At 69.5% G+C, this 16528-nt stretch carries 18 protein-coding genes; 4 read left to right on the top strand and 14 right to left on the bottom strand.

Annotated features, from left to right (window positions below; all coding sequences use genetic code 11):
• Positions 1 to 26: 26 nt before the first annotated feature.
• From MVG78_RS13580 to MVG78_RS13560, 5 genes are all read right to left on the bottom strand, one after another.
• On the bottom strand, positions 27 to 542 hold the full coding sequence (locus MVG78_RS13580) for a YidB family protein (protein WP_247552308.1): 516 nt from the start codon (positions 540 to 542) through the stop codon (positions 27 to 29).
• Between the two features lie 117 nt (positions 543 to 659).
• Complete coding sequence (locus MVG78_RS13575; protein WP_247552306.1) at positions 660 to 1391, bottom strand: CHAP domain-containing protein; 732 nt, start codon at positions 1389 to 1391, stop codon at positions 660 to 662.
• 291 nt (positions 1392 to 1682) lie between these two features.
• Complete coding sequence (locus tag MVG78_RS13570) at positions 1683 to 2033, bottom strand: RidA family protein (protein WP_247552304.1); 351 nt, start codon at positions 2031 to 2033, stop codon at positions 1683 to 1685.
• 141 nt (positions 2034 to 2174) lie between these two features.
• Positions 2175 to 2531, bottom strand: a complete 357-nt coding sequence (locus MVG78_RS13565; protein ID WP_247552302.1) for a hypothetical protein — start codon at positions 2529 to 2531, stop codon at positions 2175 to 2177.
• Positions 2528 to 2932: a hypothetical protein gene (locus MVG78_RS13560; RefSeq protein WP_247552300.1), complete on the bottom strand. Its 405-nt coding sequence runs from the start codon at positions 2930 to 2932 to the stop codon at positions 2528 to 2530. The genes MVG78_RS13565 and MVG78_RS13560 overlap by 4 nt, the downstream gene beginning before the upstream one ends.
• Before the next feature lie 349 nt (positions 2933 to 3281).
• Here MVG78_RS13560 and MVG78_RS13555 point away from each other — a divergent pair, with 349 nt between their 5' ends.
• Positions 3282 to 4706, top strand: coding sequence for a hypothetical protein (locus MVG78_RS13555; RefSeq protein ID WP_247552298.1), 1425 nt, complete (start codon positions 3282 to 3284; stop codon positions 4704 to 4706).
• A 27-nt stretch (positions 4707 to 4733) separates the two neighbouring features.
• On the opposite strand, the gene MVG78_RS13550 is transcribed toward MVG78_RS13555, so the two are convergent.
• The 5 genes from MVG78_RS13550 to MVG78_RS13530 form a co-directional block, all read right to left on the bottom strand.
• Positions 4734 to 5660, bottom strand: coding sequence for a sugar kinase (locus tag MVG78_RS13550; protein ID WP_247552296.1), 927 nt, complete (start codon positions 5658 to 5660; stop codon positions 4734 to 4736).
• A 5-nt stretch (positions 5661 to 5665) separates the two neighbouring features.
• A complete protein-coding gene (locus MVG78_RS13545) occupies positions 5666 to 6352 on the bottom strand; it encodes a bifunctional 4-hydroxy-2-oxoglutarate aldolase/2-dehydro-3-deoxy-phosphogluconate aldolase (RefSeq protein ID WP_428480657.1) in 687 nt (228 codons plus the stop codon).
• Positions 6353 to 6429: 77 nt separating this feature from the next.
• Entirely contained in the window at positions 6430 to 6693 is a 264-nt protein-coding gene (locus tag MVG78_RS13540; protein ID WP_247552294.1) for a hypothetical protein, read from the bottom strand.
• Between the two features lie 66 nt (positions 6694 to 6759).
• The gene (locus MVG78_RS13535) at positions 6760 to 7131 is read right to left on the bottom strand and encodes a DUF3429 domain-containing protein (RefSeq protein WP_247552292.1); all 372 of its coding nucleotides are present in this window, start codon (positions 7129 to 7131) and stop codon (positions 6760 to 6762) included.
• An 85-nt stretch (positions 7132 to 7216) separates the two neighbouring features.
• Positions 7217 to 10102, bottom strand: coding sequence for a glycosyltransferase (locus MVG78_RS13530; protein WP_247552290.1), 2886 nt, complete (start codon positions 10100 to 10102; stop codon positions 7217 to 7219).
• A 231-nt stretch (positions 10103 to 10333) separates the two neighbouring features.
• On the opposite strand from MVG78_RS13530, the gene MVG78_RS13525 reads away from it, so the two are divergent.
• On the top strand, positions 10334 to 11632 hold the full coding sequence (locus MVG78_RS13525) for a hemolysin family protein (protein ID WP_247552288.1): 1299 nt from the start codon (positions 10334 to 10336) through the stop codon (positions 11630 to 11632).
• Between the two features lie 44 nt (positions 11633 to 11676).
• On the opposite strand, the gene MVG78_RS13520 is transcribed toward MVG78_RS13525, so the two are convergent.
• The 3 genes from MVG78_RS13520 to MVG78_RS13510 all read right to left on the bottom strand — a co-directional run bounded on the left by MVG78_RS13520 (position 11677) and on the right by MVG78_RS13510 (position 13773).
• Positions 11677 to 12636 carry a glycosyltransferase family 2 protein gene (locus MVG78_RS13520; RefSeq protein WP_247552286.1) on the bottom strand — a complete coding sequence of 320 codons (960 nt, stop codon included), beginning with the start codon at positions 12634 to 12636 and terminating at the stop codon, positions 11677 to 11679.
• A 292-nt stretch (positions 12637 to 12928) separates the two neighbouring features.
• Positions 12929 to 13420 carry a xanthine phosphoribosyltransferase gene (gene gpt, locus MVG78_RS13515; protein WP_247552284.1) on the bottom strand — a complete coding sequence of 164 codons (492 nt, stop codon included), beginning with the start codon at positions 13418 to 13420 and terminating at the stop codon, positions 12929 to 12931.
• Positions 13421 to 13431: 11 nt separating this feature from the next.
• Positions 13432 to 13773: a tRNA-binding protein gene (locus MVG78_RS13510; protein ID WP_247552282.1), complete on the bottom strand. Its 342-nt coding sequence runs from the start codon at positions 13771 to 13773 to the stop codon at positions 13432 to 13434.
• Positions 13774 to 13924: 151 nt separating this feature from the next.
• Here MVG78_RS13510 and ggt point away from each other — a divergent pair, with 151 nt between their 5' ends.
• Positions 13925 to 15529, top strand: a complete 1605-nt coding sequence (gene ggt, locus MVG78_RS13505; RefSeq protein ID WP_247560440.1) for a gamma-glutamyltransferase — start codon at positions 13925 to 13927, stop codon at positions 15527 to 15529.
• Positions 15530 to 15599: 70 nt separating this feature from the next.
• Entirely contained in the window at positions 15600 to 16031 is a 432-nt protein-coding gene (locus tag MVG78_RS13500; RefSeq protein ID WP_247552280.1) for a macro domain-containing protein, read from the top strand.
• 87 nt (positions 16032 to 16118) lie between these two features.
• Here MVG78_RS13500 and MVG78_RS13495 read toward each other — a convergent pair whose 3' ends face one another.
• Entirely contained in the window at positions 16119 to 16364 is a 246-nt protein-coding gene (locus MVG78_RS13495; protein ID WP_027280951.1) for an Lrp/AsnC ligand binding domain-containing protein, read from the bottom strand.
• Between the last annotated feature and the right edge of the window lie 164 nt (positions 16365 to 16528).

The following is a 16528-nucleotide window of genomic DNA, read 5'->3' as shown; positions in this document are numbered from 1 at the left end:
CGAGGCTCCACCGGCCGGAACGGTTCTCAGGCTCCGCGCTGGCCACCCAGGACGGAGCGCAGGAGGCCGCCCACGATATCCCCGGCCGAGGAGCCGCCCTGGCCGGAGGCACTTCCGCCGCCGAGGCCGCCCAGGGCACGGCCGAGAATGCCGCCCAGGCCGCCTTGCAGCCCGCCGGAGGGCATCTCGGCATCGTTGGCCGGCACCCGGCCCTTCGGGGTGAGGTGGTCGAGGACCAGCGGCAACGCCATGACCAGCAGGCTGACGAGCTGGTCGCGCGTCATCCCGAAGCGGGAGGCGACGTTGTCGATGGTGGAGCTGCCGAAGGCCCGCTCGATGGAGGTGCCGTCGGCGGGCTGATTCTCGCCCGTGCCGACCCAGGATTCGACCTGGCTTTCCATGCCGCCCTGGCGCAGCCGGCCCACCAGCTCCTGCACGCCAGCGCTGTCCGTTCGCCCGCCCATGAGGGAGGACAGGATCTCATGAATCTGGGTGATGCCCACGCCGCCAGCCGGGGTCTCGTCGGGCGCTGTTCCGCTCATGCCTGTCCTCCTGAAAGCCGATGGGCCGGCAACACCGGTGCCGGCACAAGAGTTTCCGAAGGATAACGCCCCGGCTGAGGGAAGACGAAGCTTAAAGGGACACGGATTGGCCGCGCGTCAGCGGCCCGTGTTGCGCACCGTGATGTCCAGCGGGCGGTTCGAGGCCGGTGCCTCGGCCACTTCCTCGAAGCCCTGGGAACGGGCGTAGTTGATGCGCGGCGAGGCGCCGATCGGGCGGTTGTGGATGAAGCCGTAGGTCGGATAGACGCGGCCGAAGCTCTCTTCGCTGCGGCCGATCTGCACCCGCACCGCGGTCCAGTCGTTGCGCGGGGAAACGTCGATCACCGAGACGTTGCGCATCACCGTGCCCTTGCGGATGCCGGGGCCTTCCCAGTTCGCGTGCTCGATCTCGATCTCGCGGCTGTTCACGATCCGCTGCACCACCGCCACATGGCCGAGGCGCATGCCGCCCGAGGAGCGGAAGGCCAGGACCGAGCCAGGCTCAGGGCGCTGGCCACGCTCATAGAGACCCGCCGCATTGCCCCACCACTGGTAGCCATTCCCGGTGACCTGGATGCCGGACACCATCCGGGCATAGGGGACGCAGGAGATGCTGCCGGTGAACATCGCGTTGCGGACCGTGCCGTCATAGCCGCGGGAGGACCGCGCCTTCAGCGACGCGCTGCGGAAGTTCGGTGTGGCGCTCAGGGTCTTGGAGACATGCGCCGTGGCGCCGTGGCGGGAGGCTTTCGCGCCCTTCTGCTGAGCCGCTTCCGCACCGCCCGGAAGGGCAAGGACCAGCGCCCCGCAGAGCGCCGTGACAGTGATCGCCGAAGACCTGAACCGCATGACCCCCCCACGGGCTGGTAAGCTAAGCCGGTAACCCATTGCTAATCCTGGCCCCACCCAGGAACCGGCATCGCAGATGCCGGTGCGGAGGCGGTACCGGAGGGTTTCGTCCTCGCCAATCCGTGACAGCAATGTGTGGGCGGAATTGGTGTGATTTGTCAGGGGCATAGCTCGCAGGTCATGCCGATAGAGAAGATAGTCCTATGTCATCCGTGGCAACGCTGCCAAAGTCACACTGTGGCGGCACTGCCGCCACAGCGATTCACGCGGCTGAATCGCCGCGCCACCACCTCAGCGACAGGCGGTGATCATGATTTCCACGAGGTGGCGCGGGTCGGCCATGTTGGCCTCCACACAGGCGCGGACCGGCGCACCGCCCTGCGGCAGCCACGACACCCACTCCTTGTTCAGGGCGTCGCGGTCGCGGATGTCCTTCAGCCAGACCTGAGCCTGGAGCAGGCGGGTCTTGTCGGTGCCGTACACTTCCAGCAGCTCATCGATCCGGGCCAGGACCTGCCTGGTCTGGCCGACCACGTCCTGGGAAAGGTCGTCGGCGGTGACGCCGGCCAGGAACACGAAGTTGTGGTACTCGACGGCGTTGGACAGCACCGGGTTGTTGCCGTGGCGGTTGATCTTGCTCATCGCGGAGCCTCTCCTCGTCTCGTGGTCGGGACGGAAGGTGTCCTAGAGCAGATCAGCGCCCAGGGAAATCATGGGAGAAATCATGGGAGAAATCATGGGAGAACTCATGGGGGGAAAGTGCGGGGCCCCCGCCCGGCCGGCTCAGCGCGCGGCGGGCGCTGCGCCTGGCTGAGCCGGAGTGGCCTGGCCCTGAGCGGCGGCATCCGGTGCGGTGTCGCGGGCGCAGGCGGCAGCCATGCGGTTGCGCTCGAAGGTCGCGCCCAGGCGGTCCGTCTGGTTGCGGATGCCCAGATAGCTCTGCACGCCGGAACTCGCATCCAACTCGTCATTTCGCATGGTCTGGCCGCGGTCGCGGAACAGGATGGCCCGCTCGGCATCGCGGCGGCAGGCGGCCAGCCTCGCCTCGTCCTGGCGTTGGTCGCTGCTGCGCTCCGGCGCGCTGGCACAGGCCCCCAGGATGGGAAGAAGAAGGGTGAGGACGAGGAATCGGTGGTTCATGAACGGGCTCCGGCCGGCAGCCGTGAGAGTCGGCGCCGCAGGCTGGTTTCGTCCAGTCTGGCGGCCGGGTCCAGGGGGAGTTCCGCCGCCGCCGCGAGGAGGGCGGGATGGAGCTCGGTCTCGCCGGCGCTGATCTCGAACATGCCGCGCAGCCAGGGCAGGCGCCCCATGGCATCCAGCAATGCCAGGAGCCGCAGCAGCACCGCCATGCCTGACACGGTGCCGAGGCCGAGCGTCAGGTCGATCGCCTCCGCCCAGCAGCGCGCATCGGGATCGGACAGGTCCAGCCGCACCGAATCCGGTGGTGCCACCGGGCCTTCGCTGGCGAAGAACAGGGCGCGCTCGGGGCCGCGCAGGCCAAGGGCCGCTCCCTCCCGCGCGCTGTCCCAGGCCGCCAGCAACACGCGGGGCGGGACGGGCGGGATGGTCCGGGGGTGAAGGGAAGGGCATGGGCCACCTGGCCATCCGGCCCCAGTGCCCGTCCGACGAACTTGCTCACCCAGGGAAGATGGTGCCGGCTGCGGGATGGCGTAAGCCCCCGGCGGCGGCATCGGAGGGATGATGCGCCCGGCGCGGTCTTGATGTTTTCCGAAGGACACCCAAAACGACAGGACTTCCGCCGTCGATGCAGTGCCGCGGGGCTGGTCAACCCGGAACCTGTCGGAGGCGACCGGGGCCTTTCGTGAAGGGTGATACAGGGTGGGGACGACTGCGGCGCGGCCGAGGATCTGCGTATGCCTCAGCGGTCAGATGCGCCGTTTCGAGGGAGGGCTCGGCTGGCTCCATGCCTTGCGGGAGCAGGCGGAGGTGAGCGTGGTCGTCGCCACCTGGCGCGAGCGTGGGGCCAAGGTCAGCGGACCGATGAATGCCAGCCGCCTGGATCTCGTGCTGCCGCCGGGCCTGCTGCGTGCTCTCCCGGCGGAATGGAAGTCGCAGCGCTTCTTCGAGGTCTTCCCCGCGCTGCGCCGCCATCTGGCGCGCCGGGCGGAAAGCGAGACCGTGACCCGGGAGGCGATCGAGGCGGCGGTCGGTCCGGCGCGCATCCATATCGAGGATGCCTTTCCCTTCAGCTTTTACGAAAACCGCCAGCGCCATCCCGACGGGGCTCCGCACGGCACCGACCCCTATACGCTGCGGCAGTTCTACAAGGTCTTCCAGGCCGGGGTGATGAAGCGCGACCTGGAGGAGGAGCAGGGCCGGCGCTTCGACGCCGTGCTGCGGCTCCGCCCCGACAAGGCGCTGCACCGGTTGGACCTGCCGCTCCTGCTGTCCGGCGGGCCGCGCGACCTGTTCACCGACCATTTCCGCGAGGGCGCCGCGGGCGACCAGCTCGCCGCGGGGTCCAGCGTGGCGCTGGATATCTATGCGGGGTTCTTCCTGCACGCCTTTCGCAAGGTGACGGAGGGAAGCTGGCGCGAGGTCCATGGGGAACTGCATGACTGGCTGGTCGGGGCGGGGCTGACAGTGCGGCCCATGACCTCCCAGCTCGGCCTCGCGCCCGATGGCCTGCTGTCGGCGGAGGAGGTGGTGGCGGTGCTGCGGGAAGCTGCCGCCGGCCCGCCGCCGCTCGGGCCCCAGGCCGCCTATGTGCTGCGGACCCTGGAGGCCGACGAGGCGTTCCAGGCCGGGGATGCGCGGCGCGCCCTGGCCCTGGCGCGGCAGGACTTGCCGGCGCCCGATGGCATCGGGATGAGCGGGCGGCTGCTGCTCATGGGGCGGGCTCTGCAGGCGCTGGGCAACCGGCGTGCCTCCTTCCTGGCGGCGGCGCTGAGCCTGGTCGGCCAGCCGGAGAACGCGCTGATCTGGCAGGGGCCCGGCAGCGCCAACGAGGAGCTGAACCTGCTGCTGGAGAACGCGCCGGGGCTGCTGCGCCCGGGCATCCAGCCCTGGTCCGTGGTGAACGACGTGGCCGCGGAAATCGCGCGGCATGGCGGCGACCTCCTGCCGCTGGCGGCGCTGCTGGAGGAGCCGGGCTTCCGCCGGGAGGCCGAGGCGGCGCTGACGGATGCCATGGCCCGCGCCGCCCGGAATGGCGGGCTCCAGGCACATCTCAGCCGGCTCTTCGAGGAAGGAGGCTGCCCGGTGGAGGCGGAACTGGCCTGTGCCGCCGCGGTGGAACTGCTGCCCCACGACATGGCGTTGCGGCACCGGCTGGAAGGCCTGCGCGACGGCTGATGCTTCCCCGGGGCGGCGCCCCCGGCTTCAGCCTTGCTTCAGGAAGGCCAGCACATCCTCGCGCCTTGGCATCGGGGCAACCGCGCCATAGCCGGTGGTCGAGAGCGCCGCGGCCGCATTGGCATAGCGCGTCGCCTCCTCCGGCCCGTCGCCGGCCAGAATCCGTGCCAGGACATTGCCGGCGAAGGTGTCGCCCGCGCCGGTGGCATCCACGGCCTTCACCGGCCGGCCGGGGATGCGGGTCCGGCCGTCCCGCGTCGCGACGATGGAGCCGTCCTTGCCGAGCTTCAGCAGCACCAGAGGGCAGAGATTCAGGTAGAAATCCGCGATGGCGTCGGGGTCTTCCAGCCCGGTGAGATGCGTCGCGTCGTCATAGGAGGGCAGGGCGATATCGGCCCGCTCGATGGCCGCATGGATGATCGCCGTGGCGCGGACGAGCGGCCAGAGGCGCAGGCGGAGATTGGTGTCCACCGAGACCTTCACCCCGGCCTCCCGCGCGATCTCGGCGGCGCGCAGCGCGGCGTCGCAGGCGCTGGAGGAGATCGCCAGGCTGATGCCGGTCAGGTGCAGGACCTTCGCGGCGCGGATCGCCTCTTCCGGCAGGTCCTGCGGGCGGTAGCGGGCGGAGGCGGAGCCGCTGCGGTAATAGGTGAACTCGTGCCCCGTCTCGCCATGCGTGACGATGTAGAGACCGGTCGGCGCCTCGGGGCTGCGCAGCACGGTGGAGGTGTCGATGCCCTCGCCCTGCCAGAGCGCCATGAAGCTGTCGCCTGGGCGGTCCTGGCCGATGGCGCCCAGGAAGCCCACCGAGGCCCCGGCGCGTGCGGCAGCGATGGCGGCGTTGGAGGCATCGCCGCCATGGCCTTCCAGATAGAGTGGGCGGCCGTCGGTGGCCTTGGACTGCTGGTTGAGCTCCCACATCGGCTCGCCCAGGCAGAGGAGTTCGGCGGCCATGCGCGTCAGACCTGGACGATGCCGAGCGCGGCGCGAGCGGCGTCCTGCACCGCCGCGCGGTCGCCCTTGGCAATCAGGGATTCGTCCACGAGCTTGCCGCCCATGCCGACGAAACCCGCGCCGGCCGCCAGGTAGTCGGGCGCGTTGCGCGCATCGACGCCACCGGTCGGGCAGAAGGTGACCTGTGGGAAGACGGAGCGGAGCGCCTTCACATGGCCGGGACCGCCAGCGGAAGCGGCGGGGAAGACCTTCACCACATCCGTCCCGGCGGCCAGGGCGGCGCGCACCTCGGTCGGCGTCACGGCGCCCAGCATCAGGCAGGCATTGGCCTCGCGGCAGGGCGGGGCAAGGCTGGAATCGACCCAGGGCGCCACGATGAAGCGCGCGCCGGCGGCGAGGCAGGCCTCGGCCGTGGCGGCATCCGGCACGGTGCCGGCGCCGACCAGCAGGCCCGGCTCCGCCGAAAGCTCGCGGATCAGGTCCACCGCGCCCGGGACGGTCATGGTGATCTCGAAGACGGTGATCCCCGTCTCGCGCAGCCAGGCGACCGCCTTGGCCGCATGCGCGGTGTCATGGGTGCGCACCACGGGCACGATCCGGGCGGCTTCGAGCTGGGCGATCAGGGGATGGCGCATGGCAGGGCACACCTCGTGGAACAACGCTTCCAGCACCGAGATAAGCCCGGGACGCAAGGGAGTCATCCCCGCCCGGATGGCGCCACACCAAGGTGCGGGAATTTCTGGGGAAACGGGCGCCCGGGACCCGGGCCTCAGAGGCGCCCGGCGGTATGTTCCAGTGTCAGGGCGGCGGCATGGGCCCGCCGCGCCTCCTGGCCGAGCTGCCGCAGCTCCTCGTCGAAATCCCGGACGCTCTCGCGCAGCAGGGTGGTCTGGGTGCGGAGCTGAGCGACGGAATCCTGGAAAGCCTGGACGGCCCGGCGCTGCTCCTCCTGTGCCTTGACCAGATTCTGCAGGGCGCTTTCGAGACGCCGCATGGGGGTGACGGGGAAGGGGATCACCTCGGCATCCGGCATGGGACCTCCAAAGGAGCGAAGCGGGTTGGGACCGCAGTATGAACGTTTCAAATTATGGAATCAATCTCACAATAGAAGCAATCCACTCAGAAAAAGCGAGGCGGAGGCACCAATCGACAGGAGCCAGCGCAGGCGGAGCCAGCTTCGCGGCGCGACGGCATGGAAGCGCGCCGCCCAGGATTCCACGATCACGGTGAGCATCAGGCCGAGGATGAGCAGGACGGCTGTCCAATAGGGTGGCAGCAGCAGCGCGACCCAGGCCAGGAGCGGCGGCAGCACCCCGAGGGTCAGCCGGGGCCAGTCCCAGCCCGCCTCGCTCTCGGGGGCCCGCAGGACGGCGCCCCAGTGGATGGCGCCAAGGAAGGACAGGATGGTGGCGCCGTAGAGAAGCAGCGGCGGCCGCGCCCAGGCCTCGCCCGAAAGCGAAAGCAGGGCCAATCCGAAGAAGGGGACCAGCCCGGCCAGAGCGAGAAGCCTCGCGGCTGGCGGAACCCGCCAGCCGCCCAGGGGCCGTATCCTCGGCCTATTCAGCCGCGGTGCGGGCGACCGCATGGCCGGCCGTGGAGGTGGCCGGGACGGCCCCGGGCAGGTTCCCCGACGCGGCCTGTACCTTGGTGGGTGAGGGCAGCGCGGCCACCGCCGCCATGGAGACAGCGGCCAGGTAGGGCACCGACTGCACCAGCAGGATCACGGTCCACAGCACGGCCTCCCAGGTTCCGCCACGATGCACCAGGGTAACGCCGAGGGCGGCGGTCCAGAGAAGTCCCATCAGGATCAACTCTTCCCGTGCGGTGGCGAAGGCCTGCACCAGTGCCGGGGCGTTCTCCATCTTCGGCGTGCGGGCGAAATGGGCCCGGCGCTTGAACAGCCCCTGCCAGACCGCCTTGCCGATGGTGTGGGTGAGCGCCAGCCCGCCCAGCGCCGCCGCCAGCCGGTCGCCCGCGCCGCAGGCGACGCGCGCGGCATAGAGCGTCCAGATCTGGAAGAGCTTGAAGGCGAAAAGCCCCAGGCTCGGCAGCATGAAGAGCAGGATCGGGAACTCGTTGGACAACCCCACCGCCTGGAGCACGCTGCGCAGTGCCAGCCAGAAGCCCTCGCCCAGGCCGAGATGCTGCAGCACCCAGCCATGCAGGCCGCCATAGTGCAACTCGTTGGTCAGCGGCAGCAGCGTCAGGCCCAGCGACCAGAAAAGCCCGCCGATCACGAAGGCCAGGCCCAGAGCGTCGCCGAACCAGGGCATCCAGCCCATCACGAAGTGGAAGCGCTGGCCCTGGCTCAACGAGCGGTCGAAGGGGTTCAGCAGGGCGCGCCAGTGACCCTTGACGATCTGCACCGCGCCGAAGGCCCAGCGGTGGCGCTGCTTGCGATAGGCGGCGAAGTCGTCCGGCATCACGCCACGGCCCATGCTGTCGGGCACATAGACGGCCTCCCAGCCCTGGCGCATCAGCTTGAGGCCGAGTTCGCTGTCCTCGCAGATGCACCACTCGGCCCAGCCGCCGGCGCCTTCCAGCGCGGCGCGGCGGATCAGCGTCATGGTGCCGTGCTGGATGATGGCGTTGCGCTCGTTGCGCGTGACCATGCCCGCCTTGAAGAAGCCGGCATACTCCCAGAACATGATCCGCTTGAACCAGCCCTCATGCCCGTCGCGGTAGTCCTGCGGCGACTGGGTGAAGCCGACCTCCGGCCGGTCGAAGAAGGGCACCATGCGGCGCAGCCAGTCGGGGCGGACGAGGTAGTCGCTGTCCAGCACGCCGATCACCGCGGCATCGGGCGCGGTCTCGCGCAGGGCGAAGTTCAGCGCGCCGGCCTTGAAGCCCGGCCACTGGCCGAGATGGAAGAAGCGGAATTTGGGGCCAAGGCGCGCGCAGTGCTCCGCCACCGGCTCCCACACCGCCGGGTCGGCGGTGTTGTTGTCCACCACCAGCACCTCGAAATTCTCGTAGTCGAGGGCGGCCAGGGCATCGAGCGTCTGGCGCACCATCTGCGGCGGCTCGTTGCAGATCGGCAGGTGCAGCGAGACCTTCGGCATCGTGGCGGTGCCGGCGGCGGGCAAAGCGGGCCACTGGCGCTTCGCCACGCGGCCGAACACGGTCTCGGCCAGTTCGAAACTGTCGGAGAGCAGCAGCGCCAGCAGCAGGAGCTGGCCCAGGATCAGGGCGCACCAGACCGCGGCCGCCGCCGGGGAGAGGTAGGTTTCCGACATCGCCAGCACCACCGCGACCACGCCGGTCACGAAGAGCTGGGCGAGGCCCGCCATCATCAGCTTGCCGGCGGGGCGGATGTCGGGGCGGCGGGAGAGGAAGAAGAAGCTGGCCAGGAAGGCGGCGAGGCTGCCGCCCAGCGCCCAGCCGGCCCAGCCGGGATTCTCCTGCACCGCGCCGGTCAGCGGCCACTTCTCCTGCCGGTCGAGGTCGAGCATGCCCCAGTAGCCGGCGGCGCGACCCTCGAAGCTCACCTTCCAGGGTTGGTCGAAGGCTTCCATGACGAAGTAGTCGAGGTTCTCGCGGTCGGCGATGCGGAAGAACTTGCGCAGGAACATTGCCTGGTTCACCCGGCTCGCCCGCGCCGCCCCCTGGGCCACGCCGTCGGAGGGCCAGCCGATCTCGCCGATCAGCACGGGCTTGTTCGGGAACATCGCCTTCACCTGTCTGTACTTCTCCAGGGAGAAGCGCAGCGCGTCATCGACCGGCAGCCCCTCCCAGTAAGGCAGCAGGTGGATGGTGATGAAGTCCACCGCCTGGCCGAGCTCCGGATGGTCCACCCAGACATGCCAGGGCTCGGCGGTGGAGACGGGCTGGCGCACCTGGCGCTTCACCTGCCGGATATAGCCGACGAGCTGTGGCACGGTGAGGTCGCCGCGCAGGATGGATTCGTTGCCCACCAGCACACGGTCCACGTTCCGGGCCTCGCGCGCCGTCTGGACGAGGTTGCGGATCTCGGTGGCGTTGCGGTCCAGCCGCTTGTCCAGCCAGGAGCCCATGGTGACCCGCAGGTCGAGCCCGGCCTGCCAGGCGAGGTCGGGAATCCGCTCCAGCCCGTTCGAGGCGGCATAGGTGCGGATGCGGTCGGTCATCGGGGCGATGCGCCGCAGGTCGCGCAGCATGTCGGCCGCGCTGGGCTGGTTGTCGCCCTCGGCGCTCTGGCCGCGCTGATAGGGGGCGAAGGCGAATCCTTCCACCCGCCCGGTGAAGTCCGGCATGGTGGCCGGCCGGTTCCAGGCCCACCAGGCGCCGAGATGCGCGATCGCCACCAGGGCGAGCACGGCCAGCGTGGCGGCCTGCCGCGACAGGAAGCGGCCAGGGCGGGGGGCCGGGCGGGGGTCCGGGCGGTGCCGTGGCGGGGTGGCGGTGGAAGCGGGCGGGGTGGCCGGGCGGGGTGGCCAGTCCTGTCCCATCGGGCTCGCGTTCATGCGGTGTCCGGCGTCTTGCGGCCCCCGTTCCGGGCGACGCGCCACCCGGCCGTTCCGGGTGGCGCGGCCGAATCCGGGGCCGCGTCTCAAAGAGCATGAACGCCTGTTCCTGCGGCGCCGGTCGGCCGCAAATTGGGCATTTTCGCGGCGGAACGAATGGCGGCGGTTCCGGATGGTGCACCGACGGAGCGCTATCGCTGCGCTGCGTCCTCGCCTAGAACGGAGGGCATCATGTCCGTCCTGATCGAAATCGGCATCATCCTCCTGCTGGTGTTGCTGAATGGCGTCTTCGCGATGGGCGAACTCGCGGTCGTCTCATCCCGCCGCGCGCGCCTGCTGGCGCTGCAGAAGGCCGGGATGAAAGGGGCGAGCACGGCCCTGTCCCTGGCCGAGAATCCGGAGCGGATGCTGCCCACGGTGCAGATCGGCATCACGCTGGTCGGCATCCTGGCCGGCGCCTTCGGCGGCGCCCGGCTTTCCTCCACGCTGGAGCCGGTGGTGGCGAAGGTGCCCTTCCTGGCCCCCTATGCCGACGACATCGCCTTCGGCGTGGTGGTGCTCGTCATCACCTATCTCTCCCTCATCCTGGGCGAGCTGGTGCCCAAGACACTGGCGCTGCGGAACCCGGAGGCCGTGGCCAGCCGGCTCGCGGCACTCCTGTTGCTGCTGTCGCGCGTCGCCTCGCCGGCGGTCTGGCTGCTTTCCTCCTCCTCCGCGCTGGTGCTGCGGCTGCTCGGCGCCTCCCAGGCCACCGAGACGGCGGTGACCGAGGAGGAGGTCAAGGCCGTGGTGGCGGAGGGGGCCGAGGCCGGGGCGCTGGAGCGCGAGGAGCGCCAGATGATCGAGCGGGTGCTGCGCCTCGCCGACAAGCCGGTGCGCGCCCTGATGACGCCGCGCAACGAGGTCGTCTGGCTGGACCGCAGCGAGACCCCGGAGGAACTGCGGACCCGTGTGCGCGAGGGCGGCGTTTCCCGTTATGTCGTGGCCGATGGCCGCGTGGACAACGTGGTCGGCGTGGTCGCGGTGAAGGACCTGCTGGACGAGCTGCTGGCCGGCCATGCGCTCTCCCTCTCCGAGGCGATGCGGCAGCCGCTGGTCCTGCCCGACACCCTGCCGGCGCTGGATGCGCTGGAACGGATGCGCACCGACAAGATCGGCATGGCGCTGGTGATGGACGAATATGGCTCCTTCGAGGGCATCATCACCGACTCGGACCTGCTGGAGGCCATCGTGGGCGAGTTGGGCGAGCCGGAGCCGGAACCCGCCGAGGGGGCGGTCGAGCGGCATGACGGCTCTCTGCTGGTGGATGGCATGATGCCGTCGGACGAGCTGAAGGCGCGGCTGGACCTGCCGACCCTGCCGCAGGAGGGGAGCTACCACACCGTGGCCGGGCTGCTGCTGGCGCTGCTGCAACGCGTGCCCAAGGAGGGCGACCGGATCGCCTGGTCCGGCTGGCAGTTCGAGGTGGTGGATATGGACGGGCGGCGGGTGGACAAGGTCCTGGTCTCGCCCGAGACCGTGGCCGGATAGGCTGGCTCCAGCCGCGGGAGATCCCCCAAGGCCGGGGGGCAGGATCAGGCCGAGCGCATGTAGCGCACGGCCCGCAGCTTCGGCGTGGCGATCAGACCGAGGTGGTAGGCACTCTTCAGCATGCTTTGGCCCGAGCGATAGTAGCGCGAGAAGAAGATGTGCAGCGCCTTCCGCCGCCGGCGGCCCATGGCGTGCTCCACCAGGGATTCGGCGGCGATCTGGTGCATCAGCCGGTCCCGCGCCGCCATCTCGGCGGGGGAGAGGTTCGGCAGGGATTCCAGCACGTCGTAGATCTTGCTGCTGACATTCGCCCCGGTCTCGCGCAGCCCCTCCGGGGAAAGGCGGTAGAGGGAGGTCTTCCGGTCCACGAAGTAGAAGGCCTTGCCGGGGAAGGCCTGGGACAGGCGGATGCCGAAATCCGTGTCGAGCTGGAGCCCCACCAGATCCATGCTGCGATAGCCGATCTGGCGGGCGGCCTTGGTGTCGATCAGGAAGCCGTCGCAGGGCACCTGCCGCCACAGGGCGCGCACCAGGAGGTCGTAGTGCAGGCCGGCATATTCGGAGGTCCGGTTGCCGACCTTGCTATGGGTCTCCGTGTCCTTCGGCGAGACCATGCCGAAGGGGGTGATGCATTCCTGGATGCCATAGGCGCAGATCACGTCGGGCGAGGAGCGATAGGCTTCGTCCAGCGCCTCGATCGCCCCGGGCAGCAGGGCGTCGTCGTCATGCAGCACCAGCAGCCGCTCGCCCCGCGCCTCGGCGAAGAGCTTGTTGATGTTGCCCACCAGGTTCGAGGCGGGCACATTCCGCCAGTAGCGGATGGTGATCCCTTCCGGCGGCGTCAGGCTGGCGATCAGCTGCTCCGCCTCGTCGGTGGAGGAGTTGTCGCTGACATCGATTTCCAGCGGCCGGTAGTTCTGCTGGAAAACGGAGTGCAAGCACTGCAACAGCAGGGATGGGCGCCGGTAGGTAGGGACCGAAACGGTGATCAGGGGGGCGACCATTGCTCTCCTTTTCGTGTCTTCCTTTGGGGGTGGGGCTGGAAAACCGCCCTTCAACCCGTTTTCCATCGTGGCTTGTGGCTATAGCGGATGCTCGCCTGGCGACGATACACAAGACCTGTCCATCTTATGAGATAATTTTAAAACTCACGAAAATTTTTGATACGGAGATACCTGGTCTGAGAGCTGACCAGGCCAGCGTCAGAGGGCCAGGAACGCAAAAGGCGGGCCCGCGAACGGGCCCGCCTCCCGGGAGTGCCTTCGCGGATGGAAGGCCACGGGCCGGCAGGCCCGCTCAGCTCTTCGCGCTCTTGGCGATGGGGGCCACGAACTGTGGCTCGGTGTCCCAGGGGAAGAGGATCCAGGTGTCCTGACTCACCTCGGTGACGAAGGTGTCCACCAGCGGCTTGCCGGCCGGCTTGGCATAGATCGTCGCGAAATGCGCCTTGGGCAGCATGCCGCGCACCACCCGGGCGGTGGTGCCGGTGTCCACGAGGTCGTCGAGGATCAGCCAGCCCTCGCCGTCGCCCGCCGCCTCCGGCATCTTCACGACGCTTGGCTGGCCGCGCGACTCTTCGTCATAGGTGACGATGGAGACGCTCTCGATCAGGCGGCAGTCCAGCTCGCGCGCCACGATGGCGGCGGGGATCAGCCCGCCGCGCGTGATGGCGACGATGCCATTCCAGGGGCCGCCATTCGGCCCTTTGTCCACGAGGCGCCAGGCCAGGGCCTTGCCGTCGCGGTGAAGCTGGTCCCAGGAGACGGTGTAGTAGCGGGGGGCGGCCATGGACCGGTTCCTCAGAACATGCGCGCCCCGTCCGGCACGGGCGTGTCGGGGCGCAGGAGAACGACATCGCCATTCTCGTCCGGCACGCCGAGCACGAGAACCTCGCTGGCGAAGCCGCCGATGCGGCGGGGCGGAAAATTGACGACGGCGATGACCTGACGCCCGGCCAGCCCATGGGGATCGTAGTTCGCGGTGATCTGGGCGGAGCTCTGCTTCACCCCGAGTTCCGGGCCGAAATCGACCCAGAGCTTGATCGCGGGCTTGCGGGCTTCCGGAAAGGCCTCCGCCCGGGCGATGGTGCCGGTGCGGATGTCGAGCTTGGTGAAGTCGTCGATCGTCGCCGTTGCGTCCATGCCCCCGTGCCTAGCCGAGGCTGTCCGGCAGCGAAAGAGGCCGCGGCATGCCGCCTGCACGGTTGCCGTGGCTCGGGGGCCATGCCAGCGTCCGTCGCGAGACGCGCGGCCGCATTCCGGCGGCCGGTCGCCAGGAGTGTTCCCCGCCGTGATCCGTGACTTCCACCGCCCCGGCCGCAGCCCGGCCATCGCCACCCATGGGATGGTGGCCACCTCGATGCCCGCCGCCACCCTGGCGGCGATCGACATCCTCCGGGCGGGCGGCAACGCGATGGACGCGGCCATCGCCGCCGCCGCCGTGCTGGCGGTGGTGGAGCCGCAGAGCACCGGAATCGGCGGCGACTGCTTCTGCCTCTATGCCCCGGCCGGCACGGGCAAGGTCGTGGCGCTGAACGGTTCGGGCCGCGCCCCGGCCGGCGCGACGCCGGAGGCACTGCGCGCCGCCGGGCTGACCGCGATGGTCAACACCTCCGCCCATTCGGTGACGGTCCCGGGCGCCGTTTCGGCCTGGGATCTGCTGTCCCGCACCCATGGGAAGCTGGGGCTGGACGCGGTGCTGCAACCGGCGATCCGCTGGGCGGAGGAAGGGCATCCGGTCACACCGCGCGTGGCCCATGACTGGGAGCTGGGCACCGAGAAGCTGCGGAAGCACCCGGCCACGGCCCGCAGCTTCCTGAAGGATGGCCGGCCCTATGGCGTCGGGGATGTGTTCCGCCAGCCGGAACTGGCCGAGACGCTGCGCGCGATCGCGCGGCAGGGCGCGGCCGGCTTCTACACCGGCGCCGTGGCGGCCGACATGGTGGCGGTGCTGCGCGAGGCCGGCGGCACGCATACGGAGGAGGATTTCGCCGCCGGGCAGACGGTGGCCGAGTTCGTCGAACCGATCCGCACGAGCTGGCGCGGCATGGATGTCTACCAGTGCCCGCCCAACGGCTCCGGCATGCTGGTGCTGATGCTGCTGAACATCCTGGGCGGCTTCGAGACGCCGGCCGGCGGCCCCCTCTCGGCCGAGCGCATGCACCGGCACATCGAGGCGGCGCGCTTCGCCTATCGCGACCGCGACGCCTTCCTCGCCGATCCGTCGCAGGTCGAGGTGCCGGTCGGGCACCTGACCTCGCCGGCCTATGCCGACGCGATCCGCGCCCAGATCCGCGACGACCGCGCCCTGCCGGAACTGCCCCCGCCGGGCGAGGCGGACTGGGCGAGGCACAAGGACACCGTCTATCTCTGCGTGGTGGACAAGGACGGCAATGCCTGCTCCTTCATCAACTCGCTCTTCGAGGGCTTCGGCTCCGGCATCCTGGCGGAGAAGAGCGGCGTGATGCTGCAGAACCGGGGCTTCGGCTTCCGGCTGCAGGAAGGGCATCCGAACTGCATCGCGCCGCGCAAGCGCCCGATGCACACCATCATCCCCGGCATGGTCATGAAGGACGGCCACGCCATCATGCCCTATGGCGTGATGGGCGGGCATTTCCAGCCGATGGGCCAGACGCTCTTCCTCGCTAACCATTTCGAGTTCGGCCTGAACCCGCAGGAGGCGCTGGACCTGCCACGCCTTTTCCCGCTGGGCGGCAAGGTGCAGGTGGAGCGTGGCATCCCCATGGAGCTGGTGGAGAAGCTGCAGCGCATGGGCCATTCCTGCTGCCCGATCCACAGCCCGCATGGCGGTGGCCAGGCGATCCTGATCGACCATGAGCGCGGCGTGCTGATCGGCGGTTCGGACCCGCGCAAGGACGGCATCGCGCTCGGCTACTGAGGCGCCCGGAGCGGGGAGGGCAGTGCCTTCCCCCGCTCCGGGGCCGACGGCGTGACAGGGAGGCTGCGCCATGGGCATGCGGGCGGAACAGGTGGACATCACCACCCTGGCGGTGGATGCGATCGTGAACGCGGCGAACAGCGCCCTGGCCGGGGGCGGCGGGGTGGATGGGGCGATCCACCGCGCCGCCGGCCCGGAACTGGTCCGCGCCTCCCGCGCCCAGGCGCCCTGCCCGACGGGGGAGGCGAGGATCACCCCCGGCTTCCGCCTGCCGGCCCGCCATGTGATCCATACGGTCGGCCCGGTCTGGCGCGGCGGGAACCAGGGGGAGGCGGAACTGCTGGCCGCCTGCTACCGGAATTCGCTCGCCCTGCTACGGCAGGCCGGCGGGCGCAGCATCGCCTTCCCGGCAATCTCTACCGGCATCTATGGCTATCCCACGGGTCCGGCGGCCCATATCGCCGTGAGCATGATCGCCGGGCGCTGGAGGAAGGGGACCTGAAGGTCATCTTCGCCTGCTTCGACGCGGCGACACTGGAACTCTACCGACGCGGACTGACGGGCTGAACCCGGCGGCTGGGGCGGGGCCTCAGGCCGAGAAAGCGTTGAAGGTCTGGATCGTGTAGGTGTCCTTCACCCCCGGCACAGTCTGCACCCGCTCCACCACGAAGAGGCCGATATCCTGGTCGGGTTCAAGATAGAACTTGCCCAGCAGGTCGTACTGCCCGGAGGTCGAATGCATCTCCGACAGTTCCGGGATGCCGTCCACCATCTCCCGCGCCACACGGTAGGACTGCCCCATCTCGCATTTGATCATCACAAAGATCGCGCGCATCGCACCCTCCGTTGCGCAGGAAGATGAACGCCGCGACGCGGGACGGGAAGGGCACAGATGGCGGAAAATTCCCCGATGTTTGATTATTTTTTCATCTATTGGCGTTACTTTGATCATGACTGGCTGAAACTTTTCATTAACGCCCGAACAGTGGGCATATCAAC

It is taken from the genome of Roseomonas gilardii subsp. gilardii (assembly GCF_023078375.1).
Taxonomy (GTDB): Bacteria; Pseudomonadota; Alphaproteobacteria; order Acetobacterales; family Acetobacteraceae; genus Roseomonas; species Roseomonas gilardii.
The sequence above is the reverse complement of the archived record's forward strand: the minus strand, read 5'-3'. Positions and strand labels throughout refer to the sequence as shown.